General features: G+C 40.0%; 19 protein-coding genes. All 19 read left to right on the top strand.

The annotated features are described in order from the left end of the window. Positions 1–327 precede the first annotated feature (327 nt). Genes L3V46_RS15365 through L3V46_RS15275 form a run of 19 tightly spaced genes read left to right on the top strand, consistent with a single transcriptional unit; the run spans position 328 to position 17,080 of the window. Positions 328–951: a beta-ketoacyl synthase chain length factor gene (locus L3V46_RS15365; protein ID WP_239046177.1), complete on the top strand. Its 624-nt coding sequence runs from the start codon at positions 328–330 to the stop codon at positions 949–951. Continuing rightward, positions 945–1,772, top strand: coding sequence for a lysophospholipid acyltransferase family protein (locus L3V46_RS15360; protein WP_056516375.1), 828 nt, complete (start codon positions 945–947; stop codon positions 1,770–1,772). The genes L3V46_RS15365 and L3V46_RS15360 overlap by 7 nt, the downstream gene beginning before the upstream one ends. Beyond that, entirely contained in the window at positions 1,756–2,016 is a 261-nt protein-coding gene (locus L3V46_RS15355; RefSeq protein WP_004819853.1) for a phosphopantetheine-binding protein, read from the top strand. Before L3V46_RS15360 ends, L3V46_RS15355 begins: the two co-directional genes overlap by 17 nt. 9 nt (positions 2,017–2,025) lie before the next feature. Continuing rightward, positions 2,026–2,274, top strand: coding sequence for an acyl carrier protein (locus L3V46_RS15350; protein ID WP_239046176.1), 249 nt, complete (start codon positions 2,026–2,028; stop codon positions 2,272–2,274). Continuing rightward, positions 2,271–2,822 carry a septation protein IspZ gene (locus L3V46_RS15345; protein ID WP_239046175.1) on the top strand — a complete coding sequence of 184 codons (552 nt, stop codon included), beginning with the start codon at positions 2,271–2,273 and terminating at the stop codon, positions 2,820–2,822. The genes L3V46_RS15350 and L3V46_RS15345 overlap by 4 nt, the downstream gene beginning before the upstream one ends. Positions 2,823–2,833: 11 nt before the next feature. Beyond that, the gene (locus L3V46_RS15340; protein ID WP_239046174.1) at positions 2,834–4,522 is read left to right on the top strand and encodes an AMP-binding protein; all 1,689 of its coding nucleotides are present in this window, start codon (positions 2,834–2,836) and stop codon (positions 4,520–4,522) included. Between the two features lie 10 nt (positions 4,523–4,532). Beyond that, on the top strand, positions 4,533–5,288 hold the full coding sequence (locus tag L3V46_RS15335) for a glycosyltransferase family 2 protein (RefSeq protein ID WP_239046173.1): 756 nt from the start codon (positions 4,533–4,535) through the stop codon (positions 5,286–5,288). Then, positions 5,281–6,207 (top strand): acyltransferase, encoded by a 927-nt coding sequence (locus L3V46_RS15330; RefSeq protein WP_239046172.1) that lies wholly within the window; start codon positions 5,281–5,283, stop codon positions 6,205–6,207. The genes L3V46_RS15335 and L3V46_RS15330 overlap by 8 nt, the downstream gene beginning before the upstream one ends. 2 nt (positions 6,208–6,209) lie before the next feature. Beyond that, positions 6,210–7,769 carry an aromatic amino acid ammonia-lyase gene (locus L3V46_RS15325; protein WP_239046171.1) on the top strand — a complete coding sequence of 520 codons (1,560 nt, stop codon included), beginning with the start codon at positions 6,210–6,212 and terminating at the stop codon, positions 7,767–7,769. After that, on the top strand, positions 7,759–8,178 hold the full coding sequence (locus tag L3V46_RS15320; RefSeq protein WP_239046170.1) for an acyl-CoA thioesterase: 420 nt from the start codon (positions 7,759–7,761) through the stop codon (positions 8,176–8,178). Before L3V46_RS15325 ends, L3V46_RS15320 begins: the two co-directional genes overlap by 11 nt. A gap of 58 nt (positions 8,179–8,236) precedes the next feature. Beyond that, complete coding sequence (locus L3V46_RS15315) at positions 8,237–8,836, top strand: outer membrane lipoprotein carrier protein LolA (protein ID WP_239046784.1); 600 nt, start codon at positions 8,237–8,239, stop codon at positions 8,834–8,836. After that, positions 8,811–11,141, top strand: a complete 2,331-nt coding sequence (locus L3V46_RS15310; protein ID WP_239046169.1) for a hypothetical protein — start codon at positions 8,811–8,813, stop codon at positions 11,139–11,141. The genes L3V46_RS15315 and L3V46_RS15310 overlap by 26 nt, the downstream gene beginning before the upstream one ends. A 9-nt stretch (positions 11,142–11,150) precedes the next feature. Next, entirely contained in the window at positions 11,151–12,455 is a 1,305-nt protein-coding gene (locus tag L3V46_RS15305) for an NAD(P)/FAD-dependent oxidoreductase (protein WP_034613976.1), read from the top strand. Further along, on the top strand, positions 12,455–13,051 hold the full coding sequence (locus L3V46_RS15300) for a DUF3261 domain-containing protein (protein ID WP_034613973.1): 597 nt from the start codon (positions 12,455–12,457) through the stop codon (positions 13,049–13,051). The genes L3V46_RS15305 and L3V46_RS15300 overlap by 1 nt, the downstream gene beginning before the upstream one ends. Next, on the top strand, positions 13,035–14,249 hold the full coding sequence (locus tag L3V46_RS15295) for a beta-ketoacyl-[acyl-carrier-protein] synthase family protein (protein ID WP_239046168.1): 1,215 nt from the start codon (positions 13,035–13,037) through the stop codon (positions 14,247–14,249). Before L3V46_RS15300 ends, L3V46_RS15295 begins: the two co-directional genes overlap by 17 nt. After that, complete coding sequence (locus tag L3V46_RS15290; protein ID WP_239046167.1) at positions 14,246–14,671, top strand: 3-hydroxylacyl-ACP dehydratase; 426 nt, start codon at positions 14,246–14,248, stop codon at positions 14,669–14,671. The genes L3V46_RS15295 and L3V46_RS15290 overlap by 4 nt, the downstream gene beginning before the upstream one ends. A gap of 13 nt (positions 14,672–14,684) precedes the next feature. Next, positions 14,685–15,410: a 3-ketoacyl-ACP reductase FabG2 gene (locus tag L3V46_RS15285; RefSeq protein WP_004819879.1), complete on the top strand. Its 726-nt coding sequence runs from the start codon at positions 14,685–14,687 to the stop codon at positions 15,408–15,410. Continuing rightward, positions 15,410–16,630, top strand: coding sequence for a beta-ketoacyl-ACP synthase (locus tag L3V46_RS15280; RefSeq protein ID WP_239046166.1), 1,221 nt, complete (start codon positions 15,410–15,412; stop codon positions 16,628–16,630). The genes L3V46_RS15285 and L3V46_RS15280 overlap by 1 nt, the downstream gene beginning before the upstream one ends. A 15-nt stretch (positions 16,631–16,645) precedes the next feature. Continuing rightward, entirely contained in the window at positions 16,646–17,080 is a 435-nt protein-coding gene (locus L3V46_RS15275) for an excinuclease (RefSeq protein ID WP_239046165.1), read from the top strand. The last annotated feature ends 186 nt before the right edge of the window (positions 17,081–17,266 follow it).

Genomic DNA, 17,266 nt, shown 5'->3' with positions numbered 1-17,266 from the left:
ACTGTGTTATTTCGAGTTACCATTTTGTATAAGAGCCTGAGTCTGTCATCAACACAGTCATATAAAAAAACAGCATTACTTAGCGATAATTAACAGTAAACAAGCTTTTAAAATAAGTTTTATAAGTATAATACGCCACTTGATGAAGTGGGATTGAATAAACTGTTGCAGTAAAAAATAGTGTTGCAAGAGGATCTTTTAATTAAGAAACCAATTATTAGACAAAGTTCAATTGTATTTTTTGTATTTATTGTTATTCAAATGTTATAATTTGTCTAAAGAAGGCTTTTTAAGCCAATTAAATTAGCTGATGTTGATGAATAAAACATGCTTCAATTAAATATTTCTAGGCTCACCTTGAGCGAAGATGGTGATACATTTTTAGCACTTGAAAAAATTCCTGCGATGCAACGTAGACGGTTATCAAGTATTGCTAAAATTGCACTGAATAGTGCAATTCAAAGTTTGCAGGGGATTCAGGTCGACTATATTGTTTGGAGCTCACAATATGGCGATGAAGAAAAAACACTTAAAATTTTACAAGATGTCTTGTCAGACCAAACCCCATCTCCGACACTTTTTTCAACCTCTGTACATAATGCAGTTTCAGGTTTGTATTCTATATTTTGTCAAGATGATACGCTCGCGACCAGTTTGGCAGCGTCATGGTCTGAAGCTTTAGTCGAAGCTTATGCTTATTTAAAAACCCACCACAATGCCAAAAATGCCTTGGTGATTTATTATGACCAAGCCTTGCCAGAAATATATGATGAGTATCAGAATTTTAAAGCTTTTTCATTGGCTGGAGTGGTCAGTTTAGAAAATGCCAATTTAAAAATTGCTGTAGAAAATCTGCAACTGCAACAGAGCAAATATTTAGAGGCTCAAGATTTTAATGCGTTTTGGCACAATCAAAACCTGATAGAAAAGGGTGCTTGGGTCAAATGCTAAATATCAATAAAGTAAAGAAAAAGTTAAATTACGCTTGGCGTGTTGGTGCTACAGGTTTTAGTTTTGCAAGTTTTGGCTTGGGCGGAATTGTGATTGGGGGTGTGGTTGCACCATTGGTGAAAGTCAGCACATTTGATACAAGAAAAAGACAAGATCGTGCGCAAAAAGCCATTAAATATAGCTTTAAAGGCTTTACTGAAATGATGGTTAAATTGGGCATCATGACCTATGAAGTCGAAGGCTTGGAAAAGCTGGCCCATAGCCGTCAAGAGTTAGTCATTGCAAATCATCCAACCTTGATTGATGTGGTGATTTTGATTGGCTTAATGGAGAAGGCCAACTGTATTGTAAAAAAAGCACTTTGGCGTAATCCATTTACATTGGGGCCAGTGCGTAGTGCAGGTTATATTTTAAATGAGGGGTCTGAGCAATTCATTTTGGACTGCGTTAAAAAACTCCAAGAAAAAGATGCAGCCTCATTATTGATATTTCCAGAAGGGACACGAACAGAAAAGGGCGCATCACTGAATGAATTCCAACGTGGTGCGTCAAATATTGCGATTCGAGCGAATGTTCCAATTCGTCCGATTTTGATAGAATGCACGCCCTCGACACTGACCAAAAATGAAAAGTGGTATCACATTCCAAATGAACCATTTCACATTCAGATTACAGTGTTAGATGCGGTACATGTACACGATATATTGGATGATGCTGCTGTTAACTCAAAACAGGTGAAACAGCTCAATCATTTTTTGCACAACTTATTTAATCAAGCGTTAATTAAACAAGAGTTATCTACAAATGAGCAATCTTGCTGATGAGTTAAAAGAAATGATCATTGATGTGTTGGCTTTGGAAGATATTTCAATTGAAGATATTGATACCAATGCACCACTCTTTGGTGATGGATTAGGGCTGGATTCTATTGATGCCCTAGAATTAGGTTTGGCTTTGAAAAAACGCTATAACATTCATTTAAATGCTGAATCACAGGAAACCAAGCAACATTTCGCCTCTGTGCAAAGTTTAGTGGACTTGGTTGAAGCGCAACGCGCTGCTTAAGAGGTCGTTATGTTATCTGAAGAAATCGTCTTAACAAATCTACGTGAGTGGATGGAAGAACTATTTGAAATTGAACCTACTGATATCCAGCTTGAGTCAAACCTGTATTCTGATCTAGATGTTGATAGCATCGACGCTATTGATTTAGTTGTTAAAATTAAAGAATTAACCGGTAAGCAAGTTAAACCTGAAGATTTTAAAAATGTCAGAACAGTGCAAGATGTTGTGGTTGTGATTCAAAATATGTCTGCAGAATGAAGCATTTGATCCGCAGTGGAGTCACCATCTTATTTTTACTTTACCCATTTATCGTGGGCTACAGCCTAGCGCATGGTCATTTTATTTGGGTGAGTGCTTTGTTGGTTCTGCTTGGTGGATCACGCTTATTTTTAAAAAAAAGCGATCTTATGTGGCCATTGACTTGGTTTGCCATTATTTGTGGTGGGCTGAGTTTGATTTTAAAAGATCATGCTTGGTTAAAGCTGTATCCAGTATTGATGAGTGTGGGCGCGTTGATAATTTTTGCGACCACCTTAATCAAACCACCCTCAATGATTGAGCGTTTTGCACGTTTGGTTGAACCTGATTTACCCGCGTCTGGGGTGATCTGGACCAAAAATGTTACGATTGTTTGGTGTGGCTTTTTTATTTTAAATGCCTGTATTGCGCTTTATACAGTGTTATTTAGCAGTACTCAAATGTGGGTACTTTATAATGGTTTTATTTCTTATCTTTTGATGGGTTTGTTATTTGCAGGTGAATTTGTACTGCGAAAAATTCATCAAGCTAAAAATCATACGAGTTAAAATAAACGCTTATGTTGTGTCATTTTCAAAGCCACATTCATGCTGAAAAATGTCTGTGTATCACCTCTGATTTTAGTGTCAAAACATTCTCCCAATTTTGGCAGGAGGTGTTGAGTGAAAAAACACACATTGAACAATCCGCTGAAAGTGCATGGGCCTTGTGGCAAAATGACAGTTATGATTTTTTAGTGTTATTTTTTGCAGTTTTACTGGCAGATAAACAGGTGATTCTCCCGCCAAATCGTGTGCGTGATTTGGAAAAAAGCTTAGCGGCTCAGAATATTTATTTTATTGAACGACAATATAAACAGATTAATCCTGTGGTTGAAGATGCTCAACACATTGATCTAAATGATTATTTTTTAAATCGTGCAGCAGTGTTTTTTTATACTTCGGGTTCTACAGGGCAACCTAAAAAGATTCCGCGTACCCTAAAACAGCTGCTTAATGAAGTACAGGGTTTAGATCAAAGTTTTGATCTAGCAGAAAATGCACTAGCGCTTGCTACAGTCAGTCATCAACATATTTATGGTCTATTGTTTAAATTACTTTGGCCACTTGCCAGTGGCAGAGCTTTTTATAATCCACAATTGGCATTTCCTGAAGATGTGGTTGAAGCACAAAAAAAATTACAGCATTTAAGCCACGATCACTTTGGTTCAAATCATTATGTGGTTTCCAGCCCAGCACTTTTAAAACGTTGGACTTCTGATGTATTACTTGAGCAGTATTCAGTGGTTTATTCTTCAGGTGGTAAACTGGATGCTGGAGTGCGTCCGCTGCTCAATGCCAGTATCACCGAAATTTTTGGTAGTTCCGAAACGGGCGGTATTGCTTATCGCACACAAGATGAGGTGCTTTGGACCCCGTTTGCAGATGTCGAAATTAGTGTTACGGATGCAGGTGAACTGGGTGTCTTGACTCAACATGCCTATATCAATGATTGGATCTATACCGCAGATAAAGTCGAAGTGTCTGTGCCTAATGATCGAAAAAGTCAGTTTCAGCTTCAAGGTCGCTTAGACCGTATTGTTAAGCTTGAAGAAAAGCGTTTAAGTCTTGATTCTATTGAAAGTGGTATTGTCGAATTGCCAGAAGTTAGTGAATGTCATACATTGATCTTTGAAAAGGATCATCGACAAATTTTGGCATGTGTGGCGGTATTGTCTGAACAAGCTCAATTAGAACTTAAACACAGTCATAAGCGTGCATTTGTCGCAAAAATAAAACAACAACTTGCAGATAAATTGGAATATATTGCGATACCGAGGCAGTGGCGTTTTTTAAGCCAATTACCGAAAAACGCCCAATCAAAGCTCAATAAAAATTATATGAAATCATTATTTGAAAACTTAAATTTACCCGTGGTTTTAGCATCGCATATTGATGCCAATAGCGCAGAATTTAAATTAGAATTTATTCCTGAACTGGCTGCTTTTAATGGGCATTTCCCTGATCACCCGATTTATCCTGGTGTTGGGCAAATTGCTTTTATTCAAAAGTTCGCTAAAGAGATCTGGGCTGATCTAGATTGGTGTACAGGATTAGAACAAATTAAGTTTCAGGAATTGATCCAACCGCATGCCGTGGTTTTGCTTAAACTTGAGCGTAAAGCAGATAAAATCAGTTTCCAGTTGCAGCAGGCTGAACAATCTTTAGCATCAGGACGTTTGGTTTTTGCTACTACGGTTAAAGCTTAGGAGACAGAAGATGCAGCAATATCAATTGGGTTTTGTGATTCCTGTGTATAACCATCCACATTATATCAAAGCATTACTGGACTATATTCACCCTTATGATTTGCCAGTGGTTTTGGTCAATGATGGTAGCGATATTGAATGTTCGACCTTGTTGCAAGAATTGGCGCAGCAGCATAAAAATGTATATCTGGTCGAGCACGCGACCAATCAGGGCAAAGGTCAGGCCGTGATGACAGGTTTATATCAGGCACAAGATCTTGGCTGGACACATGCTTTACAAATTGATGCAGATGGGCAGCACGACTGGCAGGATATTGAAAAATTCATCACCATCTCAGAACAGCATCCTCAAGCAATGATTTTGGGACAGCCGATCTTTGATGAAACGGTACCGAAAAAGCGTTTGTATGGTCGTTATGTCACCCATGTCTGGGTTTGGATTAATAGCTTGTCACTTGAAATCAAAGACAGTATGTGCGGTTTTCGTATTTATCCACTTGATCAAACCATTCACGTCCTCAATCGAGCAAAATTCCAACCACGCATGGGTTTTGATAGTGAAATTCTAGTGCGCCTAAAGTGGGAACAAGTTCAGTTTATCAATGTGCCTACTGCTGTGATTTATCCAGAACAAGGTATTTCACATTTTAATGTGTGGAAAGATAATTTAGGACTCAGTAAAGCACATGCGCGACTTTTTGCAGGCATGTTAATTCGCTTACCAAAATTATTGGCGCAAAAAGCCAAAGGTTCAGCCCATGACTGAATCACATACAAAACGATGGAGTGAGCTTAAAGAAAAGGGGGGAATATTGCCTTTGATGTTAATGCTTTGCTGCTATCGTTTTGGTGGGCGTTTTTTGTGTAAGCTGGTGCTGTATTTCATCATCATGTGGTACTGGATTTTTTCTCGCACAGCACGTCAGGCTTCATTGCTTTATTTACAAAAGTTGCATCATTTTGCTCAAGAAAAGTCACCATTTTCACATCAACCGAATATGAGTCATTCGTATATTCATTTGATGACATTTGGTGAGTGTATTTTGGATAAAATTGAAGGTTGGCTGGGAAAAGTCGCAGAAGAAAAGCTGATCTTGCATGGGCATGTGCATTTTCAGGAAAATTATAAAAAAGGTGCGATCATTGTGGTATCGCATTTTGGCAATATCGAATTGCTACGTGCGATCAAATCTGATCACCAACAAAAAATCAATGTATTGGTTTATCAAAAACATGCCAGTAAATTTAATGAATTTCTTAAAAAGCTCAATCAAAAAGCCGATGTGCATCTGATTTCGGTCGATGAACTTGGCGTTGATACTGCGATTCTTTTGCAGGAGAAACTGGATCAGGGTGAGTGGATCATCGTGGCAGCAGATCGAGTGCCGGTTCAATCGCAACGTGTCGAAAATCTTAAATTTTTAGCTGATGAGTCCGCTTGGCCGCAAGGACCTTGGATTTTAGCAAGTTTACTCAAAGTTCCGATATTGGCGGTTTTCTGTTATCGCAAGCAAGACAACTTTCATGTGCATATCCACTCAATCGCTCAGAAACTTAATTTTCCGCGGCAAACCCGCAACCAAGCCATAGCTGAAGTCATACAACGCTATGTTCAATTGGTCGAACAGCATTGCGTAGATGCACCTTATCAATGGTTTAATTTTTATAATTTTTGGAACAAATAAAAATGCAGTCACTTGTCATCGGAGAAAAGCCACTTTCAATTGAAGAGGTTGTTGCTGTCGCAAATCAACAGCTCAAAGTGGCGTTGCCTAAGTCTGAAAGTTGGCAGGCATTGATTCAACGAGGTGCTGATTTTCTCGATCAATTATTACAAGAAGAAGGTGTCATCTATGGGGTAACCACAGGTTATGGCGATTCTTGTTTGGTTGAAGTGCCTGCACATCAGGTCAATGAATTGCCTTTGCATTTATCTCGTTTTCACGGTTGTGGTTTAGGGCAAAATCTGGACTTGATCACTGCTCGTGCTGTGATGGTGACTCGATTATGTTCTTTGGCACGTGGCTATTCAGGGGTATCACATGCTTTACTTGAGCGTTTGGTTTGGATGCTTAATGAAAATATTATTCCAGTGATTCCTTCAGAAGGTTCAGTCGGCGCCAGTGGTGATTTAACTCCATTGTCCTATATTGCAGGGGCATTGGTCGGTGAACGGGATGTTTACTATCAAGGCAATATCGTGGCAGTCGCAGATGTTTATGCTGAATATGCGATACAGCCTTTGGCACTCAGACCCAAAGAAGGGCTTGCCATTATGAATGGTACTGCGGTAATGACCGCAATGGCCTGTTTAAATTATAAAAAAGCTGAGCAGATTAGTTTGGCAAGTACTTTAATTACAGCATTAAATGTGTTGGCATTAGAGGGCAATCCAAGCCATTTTGATGAAGTGTTATTTGCCCAGAAACCACATGCAGGTCAGCAGGAGATTGCCAAGCAACTGCGTGAATGGTTAAACGATAAAGTACAAACAGAGCATCAAAGTCCACGTTTGCAAGATCGTTATTCGCTGCGTTGTGCACCACATATTATTGGAATCTTTGAAGATTCTAAAACTTGGCTTAGACAATTTATTGAAAATGAATTGAACTCAAGCAATGACAATCCTTTAATTGATCCGATCAATTTACGCGTGTTACATGGTGGGCACTTCTATGGTGGACATATCGCTCAGGCTATGGATAGCTTAAAAATTATGATTGCCAATATTGCTGATTTGATGGATCGTCAGCTTGCACAGTTGGTCGATCATAAAATGAATCATGGTTTACCGCGCAATTTGACTGGTGCTAAAACTGATCGCTTACCACTCAATCATGGTTTTAAAGCCGTACAGATAGGCGTGTCAGCTTGGACTGCCGAAGCGCTTAAACAGACGCTTGCCGCTTCAATTTTTTCACGTTCAACCGAGTGCCATAATCAAGATAAAGTCAGTATGGGCACGATTGCCGCACGTGATGCGAGTCGGGTGATTTTATTGACCGAACAAGTGATTGCTGCATTGAGCTGTGCTGCGGTTCAAGCAATTGAACTGAGAGGATTGGCACAACAATTAAGTCCAGTGCTGGGTTTGTTTAGACACTGGGTACTGAAAGAATTTCATTTTGTTGAAGAAGATCGTCCATTGCAAAAAGAGCTACAAGCGATAGTGGATCATCTTGAAAATCTCAGTCTGTTAAACTGCAATCTGTTGCAGCACAAGCAGGAGAACGCTGATGTATGCTGATGTCATTATTGATGTGCCATTTCATGATGTAGATACCATGAATGTGGTTTGGCATGGGCATTATCTCAAATATTTTGAAATTGCCCGTTGCAAATTGTTGGATCAATTTGACTATAACTATAATCAAATGAAAGATTCAGGTTATGCATGGCCCGTGATTGAAAGTTATGTCCGTTATGCGCAGGGTATTATTTTTGGGCAACATATTCGAGTACGTGCGACTTTAAAAGAATGGGAAAACCGTTTAAAAATCGAGTATCAGATTTTTGATGCAGAATCGGGTAAACGCCTCACCAAAGGTTTTACCAGTCAGGTGGCAGTCGAGATAGAAACTCGAGAAATGTGCTTTCAGTCACCACAAGTATTTTTAGACCGCCTATATGCCTGGTCTGAATTTAAGACCAAATAGGGGGGCATAAAAAATGTTGAATTTTAAAAATAAAATCAAACTGATCATCACCAGTATGATGTTTATGGTTGTGACGGCACTTCCATTGGCAAGTTATGCGGAAAGTTCTAAAGTTGGGCAAATTTTTCAACAGCTTTCCCAAACACCTGTAGTTCGCGCCCATTTTGAGCAGCAAAAAAAGCTCACCTCGTTAAATAAAACTTTTAGCTCAAATGGGCAGGTTTTATTTTCCAAAAGCCAAGGGGTGATTTGGCAGATTCAAAAGCCTGTTCAAGCAGATTTGATTGTTACCCCAAAAAAGTTGCTACAAAAAACCCAGCGAACCATGAGTCAACTTGAGATTAATAACAGTCAATATGGTTCAGTAGCGACCATGTTTTTACAGTTAATGGCAGGCGATGAAACAGCCTTAGCCAAAAATTTTAATGTGGTTGCAGCCAATTACACAACATCAGCTTGGGATGTCACATTGACCCCGAAAAGCGCGTTGTTTAAAAAATTGTTTGTTAAAGTGAATGCGCAAGGTGGACGTTATGTCAATCGTATTGTGATTACTGAACAAGCCAATAATATGACGATTATCAATTTTAGTCAGCAGACGGCTCAACCTCAAACTTTATCGGCGTCTGAGAATGCACTTTTCCAATTGGCAAAATAAACTCACTGCAATTTGGTTGATATTTTTAGTCATCATTGCGATCGGACTGGGATTTACATGGATGCAAAAAGGCATTCATATCCAGACCAATATTTTTGCTTTACTACCAAAAGTAAAGCAGGACAAACAGCTTGAGCAAACTGAACACTATGTTAGTGAGCAATTGAACAATAAAGTGTTCTTGGTGATTGATGCAAAATCATCTGAACAAATTGAGCAAGCAACACAGATATTAAGGGCGGGTGTCCAACAGTCGAATTTGTTTAAGCCATTAAAAGCACAAGTTGATACCGAAGATTTTGCCAGAACTTTATATGCACATCATGCAGGCTTAATCAGTTCGCAAGATCAAGCAATCTTAAAACAACAGGATTATGCGGCACTGACTGAACAAAGTTTGATGCAAATCATGAGCCCGGGTATGCCAATCACTGAGGGCTTACTTCAACAAGATCCATTGTTATTATTTCCACGTTATGCCATGGGGCTTGCAAGCCTGCAACAGCATTCAAATATCGAAATACAAGATGGTTTTGCCACAATTGCGGATGAGCAAGGTTATTCCCGACTATTTAATTTAGAACTTTTAAAAAGTCCTTATGATATTGAGTATCAAGAACAAACTACCCAATGGATGACTAATGTTAATCAGCAATTGAGCAAGATCGGGGTGAAACCGCACTGGACTGGAACAATTGTTTTTTCGCATTTTGGTACCCAATCTGCAAAGAATGAAATTTCTACAATCGGCGTGGGTTCGAGTATCGGTGTCTTGCTTTTGGTCTGGTTTGGCTTCCGTTCCATTCGCCCGATGTTGACTGAGTTTATTGCGGTTGCCACTGGGTCAATGGTGGCTTTTGCGGTAACCCACTGGATATTTTCCGAAATACATCTGATGACTTTGGTTTTTGGTGCAAGTCTGATTGGGGTATGTGTCGATTTTTCCTTTTACTTTATGGCGATGCAATCGCAGCAACGACATCTCAATGGATTTGCCGTATTAAAGCCGATTTTACCCAGTTTGTTGATCGGGCTTTCAACCACATTGCTGGCTTATTTATTTTTAAGTTTCACCCCTTTTCCGGGCTTTAAGCAGATTGCCGTATTTTCAATGGTGGGCTTAACTGCCGCTGGAATCACCAGTCTATTATTACTACCGCGTTTACCTGCCTTAAATGCTGAACCCGCAATACGCAGATTAAGCTTTATTGGCACATGGCGTAATTATTTTTTAGCGCACGCAACAAAGCGTTATCTGTTGATTTTTGTGATCTTTGTGGTTTCAGGATCAAGTTTGCTGCTGATCAAAAGTAATGATGATGTGCGTAATTTACAAAGTATGGATCAACATTTAAAGCAGGAAGATCAATATATCCGTTCTCGTTTTGGGCAAGCGCAGGGCAGTGATTATTTTGCAATTTATGCAAATTCAGCAAAGGACCTTGCAAGGCAAGAACAACACTTGATCCATGCGCTTTTTCAGTTAAAACAACAGGGCAAAATTGACGGATTTCAAGCAATAGGGCAAACGATTCCTTCGCTGGAACAGCAACAGCAGAATGTTGAAGCGCTACAGAAAATTCCAAAATCAGTACTGGTGGAATATGCAAGCGCGATGCAACTTGATCCTAAAGATGTCCTGAGTTGGCAAGCAAGATTGTCTCAACAATCATTGTTAAATTTAGATCAGTTTGCTGCCCATCCTTTGGCATTCTTACAGGTTAATTCGCAGCAAAGATTGATTTTGATTCAAGGCATAAAAGATGTAACAGCTGTAGAGGCTTTGCAAGATCAGCAGAATAAGCTGGTTCGCCCTGTACATAATTTATCGCGCTTATTCCAAGACCATCGGATCCAAGCTGAATATCTTTTTGTTTATGCATTAATTGCCTTAGCGATCGGTTTAATGCTGATCTATGGGATTAAATCGGTGTTTGCTTTGATGGTGCCTGTGACTTTGGCGTTGATGAGCACTTTTGCATTACAGGCATGGATGGGCGTTGAGATTAATCTATTTAGTGTAATGGGAGTTTTTCTCATCTTGGGGATTGGTGTGGATTACGCCATTTTCTACCGTCAAGGGCACGATCATCCGCATGTGGTCGGGATGGCATTATTTCTCTGTATGATGTCGACGTTGTTGGGGTTCGGTTTATTGGCGTTAAGCCATACTTATGCAATACATTGTTTTGGGTTAACGGTTCTTTTTGGGGTAATTTTTTCGTTTATCTATGCCACGCTGTTTACTCCGGCAGACTCAAAATTAAATCAAAATCAATTAATCAGTCAAAGAACTGAACATTAAGGTGAATACATGAAGGGTTTAGATTTACAACAAACAGATGTCGTGATCATCGGGGCAGGACCATCGGGAAGTTCCGCAGCAGCACTGCTTCGACACAAAGGTTATCAAGTGGTGATCATTGAAAAGCAGCATTTTCCTCGCTTTTCGATCGGTGAATCACTTTTGCCACAATGTATGGTGTTTTTAGAAGAGGCCGGTTTATTAGACACAGTTCGTGAACATGTTGAAGAATATGCATTTCAATTTAAAAATGGAGCAGCATTCTTACGTGGTCATCAACGCAGCTACTACGATTTTACTCAAAAATTTAGTGAAGGTCCTGGAACGACATGGCAGATTAGACGTGCCAATTTCGACCATCTTTTAGCACAGCAAGCTGAACAATATGGGGCTGAAATTCGTTTTGGACATGAGGTTGTTGCAGTTGATGTAGAGCTTGATCATCCTCTATTAACGGTTAAAGATGAGCAGCAAAATATCTATCAAATTCAGGCTAAATTTTTACTGGATGCCAGTGGCTTTGGCCGTATTTTGCCGAAACTTCTTGATCTGGAAAGTCCTTCAAATTTTCCAGTACGCCGTGCGGTGTTTAGTCATATTGAAGATGGGATCTTGGATGATCCTGAATTTGACCGAAATAAAATCCTGATTACGGTACATGAAAAAGATCACCGTGGCTGGTATTGGTTAATTCCGTTTGCAGATGGTCGTTGTTCATTTGGGATTGTGGCTGAACAGGATTTCTTTGATCATTATGGTTATATCTCTGATGAGCCTGAAGCCTTATTGGCTTTATTTAAAGATATTCTTGCAGATGAACCGAGTTTGTCGCAGGTACTGCGCAATATGAAGTTTGATACGCCAATCCGTACTTTGGTGGGCTATTCAGCAAATGTTAAAACCTTGGCACAGCGCAATTTTGCTTTGCTGGGCAATGCGGGTGAATTTTTAGATCCTGTGTTTTCATCTGGGGTGACCATTGCACTCAAGTCTTCAAGTTTGGCGGTACCTTTAGTCGATCAAGTCTTACAAGGTGGGCAAGTAGACTGGATGCAAGAATATGAAAAACCTTTGCGTAAAGGAATCAAAGTATTTCGCGCTTATGTAGAAGCATGGTACGACGGTGAGTTTCAAGATGTGGTATTTTCAAAAAATCAAAATGAAAAAATCCGTCGTATGATTGCGTCATTATTGGCGGGCTATGCTTGGGATGAAACTAATCCAATCTATCGCAATGCACGACAACGCTTAAATACCTTGGCTGAGTATTGTCGTCATGATCTGGAACAGAGCAAAATACTTGAGAGCGAATAATGCAAATTTGGTTAAAAACAATGAGCATCAGTCTGTTGTTAGCGCTGGGTGCCTGTCAAAGTATGTATCCACAGCCACAAGGTCTGGTTCCTGTGGTTTGGTCTGCTGATCCAGCCTTGGCGCATTATCAGCGTCAAGATCAAGTTGAAGTTGTCTGGAAAAATCAAAGTTTTAGCTTTTTACTCTACCAAGAACAGCAGGCGAAAAACTTGCAAATGTTTGCTTTAAGCTTAACTGGACAGCAACTGTTTAGACTGGATTTCGATGGTCAAAAAGTACAGGTGCATGAAAGGATAAAACCGATGCGTTTGTTACCCTTTGATTTTGTGGTTCGAGATATTCTGTTTGCAACTTATCCTGATTTTGCAAAAAATCATTTAGAAAATGTTAAAGTGAAACAGGGCGTTGATCAGACTGAAATTGAGATTGATCAAAAAAATGTTTTAACGATAAAAACGCGTGCTGATCATATTGAGCTGGATAACCTGCAAGTTCCTTATCAAATGATCTTTAGCCCTGTGGAAAATACTTTGAAAGACAATTCATTAGAGCAAAATGAAGTGGAAGATCTGCAAAAAAATGACAAAAAAGATTGATTTAAATCATCCCGCTGTAGGCATTCATTGTTCAGCCAGTTTATCTGCTTTAGGTGATCATCCTGAACAGGTCAAGGCACAATTGACCTCATTGGAAAACAGTTTAACCCTGAATAAATCTTTAATTTTTGATCAGCCTGTATGGGTGGGTGCTTATCCACATCCGTTATGTAGCGATATTCCCATGGTGCTACAAAACTATGACTCTCGTAATTTACGTTTTGCCTTAACTGCGCTTGCACAATGTGAATCTGAGTTACGTGACTATGTGGCTAAGTTTGATAAAAAACGACTTGCGATTATTGTTGGGACTTCAACTTCGGGTATTTCGGACAATGAACCCTTATTAAAAGCTTACTTTCAAGGCCAAACTGAAACCGTGATTCAACAGCAAAAGCAGGAAATGGGTAATCTCGCCAAAGCTTTACAAATCTATTTGGGCTGGGATGGTCTTGCGTATACGATTTCTACGGCCTGTTCTTCAAGTGCCAAAGCTTTTGCCAGTGGGCAACGTTTGCTTAATGCAGGCCTTGCTGATGCTGTATTGGTGGGTGGCGTAGATACCCTCGCTAAACTGACCTTAAATGGTTTTAACAGCTTGGAAAATTTGAGTGCAGGTATCTGTAGCCCATGTGGATATCAGCGGGATGGGATCAATATTGGTGAGGCCGCAAGCTTATTTTTACTCAGTAAAGAACCAGCGCCGATCATGTTGATTTCTGCGGGTGAATCCATGGATGCATGGCATATTTCTGCTCCGCATCCAGAGGGCAAAGGCGCAGCAACTGCAATGCAAAAAGCACTGGATCAGGCGCAATTAAAAGCTTCAGATATTCATTATCTTAATTTGCATGGCACCGCAACCACGCACAATGATGATATGGAAATTAAAGCAGTCCGACAGGTCTTTCAGGACTATGCCGTTCCAATGAGTAGTACTAAGCATAAAACTGGACACTGTTTAGGTGCTGCGGGTGCATTGGAGGCCTATATTTGTACGCAAGTGCTTAAAGATCAAAACTGGTTACCCCTTCATCAAAATGGCATGATTGATCCTGAATTGGATGATCAGCATTACGTTGAACAGGATGATTTAAATCAAACTGCTCAATCTGATCCTGTGCGTTTTGTGATGAGTAATTCATTTGCCTTTGGCGGTAGTAATGTCAGCCTTATTTTTGGAACTGAAATCAAATGAGTTTAGATGCTATTCAATTTATTCCGCATGAAAAACCGATGGTTTTTGTTGATCAACTGCTTGAGCTAGGGGAAAATTTTGCACTTGCCAACCTAACCATTACTCCTGAATTGATGTTTAGTGATGAACATGGTTTGCCGACTTGGAGTAGTATTGAACTCATGGCACAAACGATTAGTGCCTTTGCCGGTGCAAAAGGACAAAAAATGGGGCAAACGCCACAAATTGGTTATTTGCTCGGAACACGCAAATTAAATTTACCTTTGGCTTATTTTGAATTTGGTAAAACATTGACCATTCGGGCTGAACAACAATATTTACATGAAGGCTTGGCACAATTCTCTTGTGAAATAAGCTATGAAGAACATAAAATTAGCGCAGTTTTAAGTGTTTATGAACCACCTGTGAAAGCTGAGCAATAAGTAGGAATTAAGTGTGTCGAGAAGAATATTAGTGACGGGATCTAGTCGAGGAATTGGTAAAGCAATTGCTTTAACTTTAGCAAAATCTGGCTTTGATGTGGTGGTGCATGCACGTTCTAGACGTGCTGATGCTGAGCAAGTGGTCGCTGAAATCCAAGCGTTGGGGCAAAACAGTTATGCGCTACTTTTTGATGTCACCCAACGTGAAAATACCCGACAGATACTGGAACAAGATATCGAGCTTCATGGTGCATTTTATGGTGTAGTGCTAAATGCAGGTTTAACCCATGATGGCGCATTTCCAGCTTTAACCGACAATGACTGGGATGAAGTAATTTCGACCTCATTGGATGGTTTTTATAATGTATTAAAACCTTTAGTGATGCCGATGATTCGCCTAAAACAAGGCGGGCGTATTGTCACGCTTTCTTCTGTTTCTGGCATTATGGGTAATCGTGGTCAAGTCAATTATAGTGCAGCAAAAGCGGGATTAATTGGTGCGACCAAAGCTTTGGCTTTAGAACTGGCAAAAAGAAAAATTACCGTGAATTGCGTTGCGCCGGGGCTGATTGAAACGGAAATGGTCACAGAAGAAGTAAAAGAACATGCTTTAAAAATGATTCCCTTACAACGTATGGGACAGGTCGATGAAGTGGCGCATACCGTGAACTTTCTCTGCTCTGATCACGCAAGCTATATTACTCGGCAAGTCATTTCTGTGAATGGGGGATTGATTTAATGAAACGTGTTGTTGTGACGGGAATGTCGGGAATCACTTCACTGGGTGAAACGGCCGATGAAATTTTTGCCCAATTCCAAGCATCAAAAAATGGCATTCGTGTGATGCCAGATTGGGAAATTTATACCGATTTACGTTGTAAAATTGCAGGCCCAGTAGAACACTTTGAGGTACCCAAACATTTTAATCGTAAAGTGACACGAGGTATGGGACGAGTTGCATTGATGTCGGTGATTTGTGCTGAAAAAGCATTGGCAGATGCAGGCTTGATCGATCATCCTATTTTGAAAAGTGGCGATGCTGGCGTTGCTTTTGGCTCCTCTGCGGGGAGTGTCGATGCGGTCAAAGAGTTTGGGAAAATGCTCATAGACAACGACATGAGCCGTTTAAATGCGACCACGTATATTCGCATGATGTCACATACCAGCGCTGTGAATATGACGGTTTATTTTGGTTTAAAAGGTTTAACCTTACCCACATCAAGTGCCTGCACTTCAGGTTCAATGGCCATCGGACAGGCGTTTGAAGCAATTAAACTAGGTAAACAAACGCTGATGCTTGCGGGTGGTGCTGAGGAGCTCAGTGCGACAGGTTCAGCTGTATTCGATGTGTTATTAGCCACCAGCGGGATGAACGACACCCCTGAAAAAACACCACGGCCATTTGATAAAAATCGTGATGGATTGGTGATTGGTGAAGGTGCTGGCTGTTTAGTGCTAGAAGAGTATGAGCATGCGCTGGCACGTGGTGCAACGATCTATGCAGAAGTCATCGGTTATGCCAGCAATACCGATGGTGAACATGTTACTCGTCCAAATTCAGAAATGATGGAAAGATGCATGCGCATGGCACTTAAAGATGCCGCAATTTCTGCGCAAGAGGTTGATTATATCAACGCGCATGGGACTTCGACAGATCAAGGCGATGTTGCCGAAACCCAAGCTACTGCACGTATATTTGGTAAAAAACCGATCAGCTCATTAAAAAGTTATTTTGGACATACTCTAGGTGCATGTGGTGCAATCGAAGCTTGGCTGAGCATAGAAATGCTGCAACGCCAACAGTTTATCCATACTTTAAATTTGGATGAAATTGACCCATTATGTGGTGATTTAGATTATATCGTGCGGGAACCACGAGAGATGAATGCAAAAACCATCATGACCAATAATTTTGCATTCGGAGGGATTAACACCTCCATTATTTTAAAACATACTTAAAAGAGGAAAAAAACGATGTCATTTAAACACTTGGTTGTTGCTTCAACTTTATGCTTTGGTGGAATCGTCTCTGCACAGGCTGCAGACACTGTTCATAATCTCAATTTTAAAGCAGCTGTAGATCAAGCTGTGGCTGATGGATTTTTAGATGGATCGGTAAAATTTTATCTTGCTGGGACTAAATCTGGTGGTCAAGTTTTAGAAAAGGCGGTTGTCAGCAATAAAAAAACCAATGGTTTTGGAAAGTCTGCGGAAAAGGCTTGTGATCATGTATTACGTTCAGCATTAATCCAATTGCAAAACGCTGCAAAAGACAAAGGTGCTAATGCAGTGACCAATATTGTGAGCTATTTCAAAGCAAATGAATCAAAAAACACCACAACATATCAATGTTATAAAGGTACAGCACTTGCGAGTGTGGCTTTAAAAGGCGATATCGTTAAATTCTAAGCGGTAAACATGAGCCAATGTCTAGTAATCTTTTAGAATATGAGATGGACATTGGCTCATACTTTTGAATCTATTAAAAAATGATCATGTTGAGTGAATCATATTGCTCTTCAAAGTCCTTTCTCCCCTTGGGTGAAGGCTAGGATAAGGGTGCTTTTATGTTGACTTAATCTAGTACAAGACTTG

This window comes from Acinetobacter sp. AG3, from assembly GCF_022343575.1.
GTDB classification, from domain to species: Bacteria; Pseudomonadota; Gammaproteobacteria; order Pseudomonadales; family Moraxellaceae; genus Acinetobacter; species Acinetobacter guillouiae.
The sequence above is the reverse complement of the archived record's forward strand: the minus strand, read 5'-3'. Positions and strand labels throughout refer to the sequence as shown.

Coding starts and splice junctions, on each gene's coding strand:
- L3V46_RS15315 (WP_239046784.1), top strand. CDS start 8,237: ATGTTTATGGTTGTGACGGCACTTCCATTGGCAAGTTATGCGGAAAGT.
- L3V46_RS15290 (WP_239046167.1), top strand. CDS start 14,246: ATGAGTTTAGATGCTATTCAATTTATTCCGCATGAAAAACCGATGGTT.
- L3V46_RS15275 (WP_239046165.1), top strand. CDS start 16,646: ATGTCATTTAAACACTTGGTTGTTGCTTCAACTTTATGCTTTGGTGGA.
- L3V46_RS15340 (WP_239046174.1), top strand. CDS start 2,834: ATGTTGTGTCATTTTCAAAGCCACATTCATGCTGAAAAATGTCTGTGT.
- L3V46_RS15330 (WP_239046172.1), top strand. CDS start 5,281: ATGACTGAATCACATACAAAACGATGGAGTGAGCTTAAAGAAAAGGGG.
- L3V46_RS15280 (WP_239046166.1), top strand. CDS start 15,410: ATGAAACGTGTTGTTGTGACGGGAATGTCGGGAATCACTTCACTGGGT.
- L3V46_RS15335 (WP_239046173.1), top strand. CDS start 4,533: ATGCAGCAATATCAATTGGGTTTTGTGATTCCTGTGTATAACCATCCA.
- L3V46_RS15365 (WP_239046177.1), top strand. CDS start 328: ATGCTTCAATTAAATATTTCTAGGCTCACCTTGAGCGAAGATGGTGAT.
- L3V46_RS15355 (WP_004819853.1), top strand. CDS start 1,756: ATGAGCAATCTTGCTGATGAGTTAAAAGAAATGATCATTGATGTGTTG.
- L3V46_RS15310 (WP_239046169.1), top strand. CDS start 8,811: ATGCACTTTTCCAATTGGCAAAATAAACTCACTGCAATTTGGTTGATA.
- L3V46_RS15345 (WP_239046175.1), top strand. CDS start 2,271: ATGAAGCATTTGATCCGCAGTGGAGTCACCATCTTATTTTTACTTTAC.
- L3V46_RS15320 (WP_239046170.1), top strand. CDS start 7,759: ATGTATGCTGATGTCATTATTGATGTGCCATTTCATGATGTAGATACC.
- L3V46_RS15350 (WP_239046176.1), top strand. CDS start 2,026: ATGTTATCTGAAGAAATCGTCTTAACAAATCTACGTGAGTGGATGGAA.
- L3V46_RS15325 (WP_239046171.1), top strand. CDS start 6,210: ATGCAGTCACTTGTCATCGGAGAAAAGCCACTTTCAATTGAAGAGGTT.
- L3V46_RS15295 (WP_239046168.1), top strand. CDS start 13,035: ATGACAAAAAAGATTGATTTAAATCATCCCGCTGTAGGCATTCATTGT.
- L3V46_RS15360 (WP_056516375.1), top strand. CDS start 945: ATGCTAAATATCAATAAAGTAAAGAAAAAGTTAAATTACGCTTGGCGT.
- L3V46_RS15305 (WP_034613976.1), top strand. CDS start 11,151: ATGAAGGGTTTAGATTTACAACAAACAGATGTCGTGATCATCGGGGCA.
- L3V46_RS15300 (WP_034613973.1), top strand. CDS start 12,455: ATGCAAATTTGGTTAAAAACAATGAGCATCAGTCTGTTGTTAGCGCTG.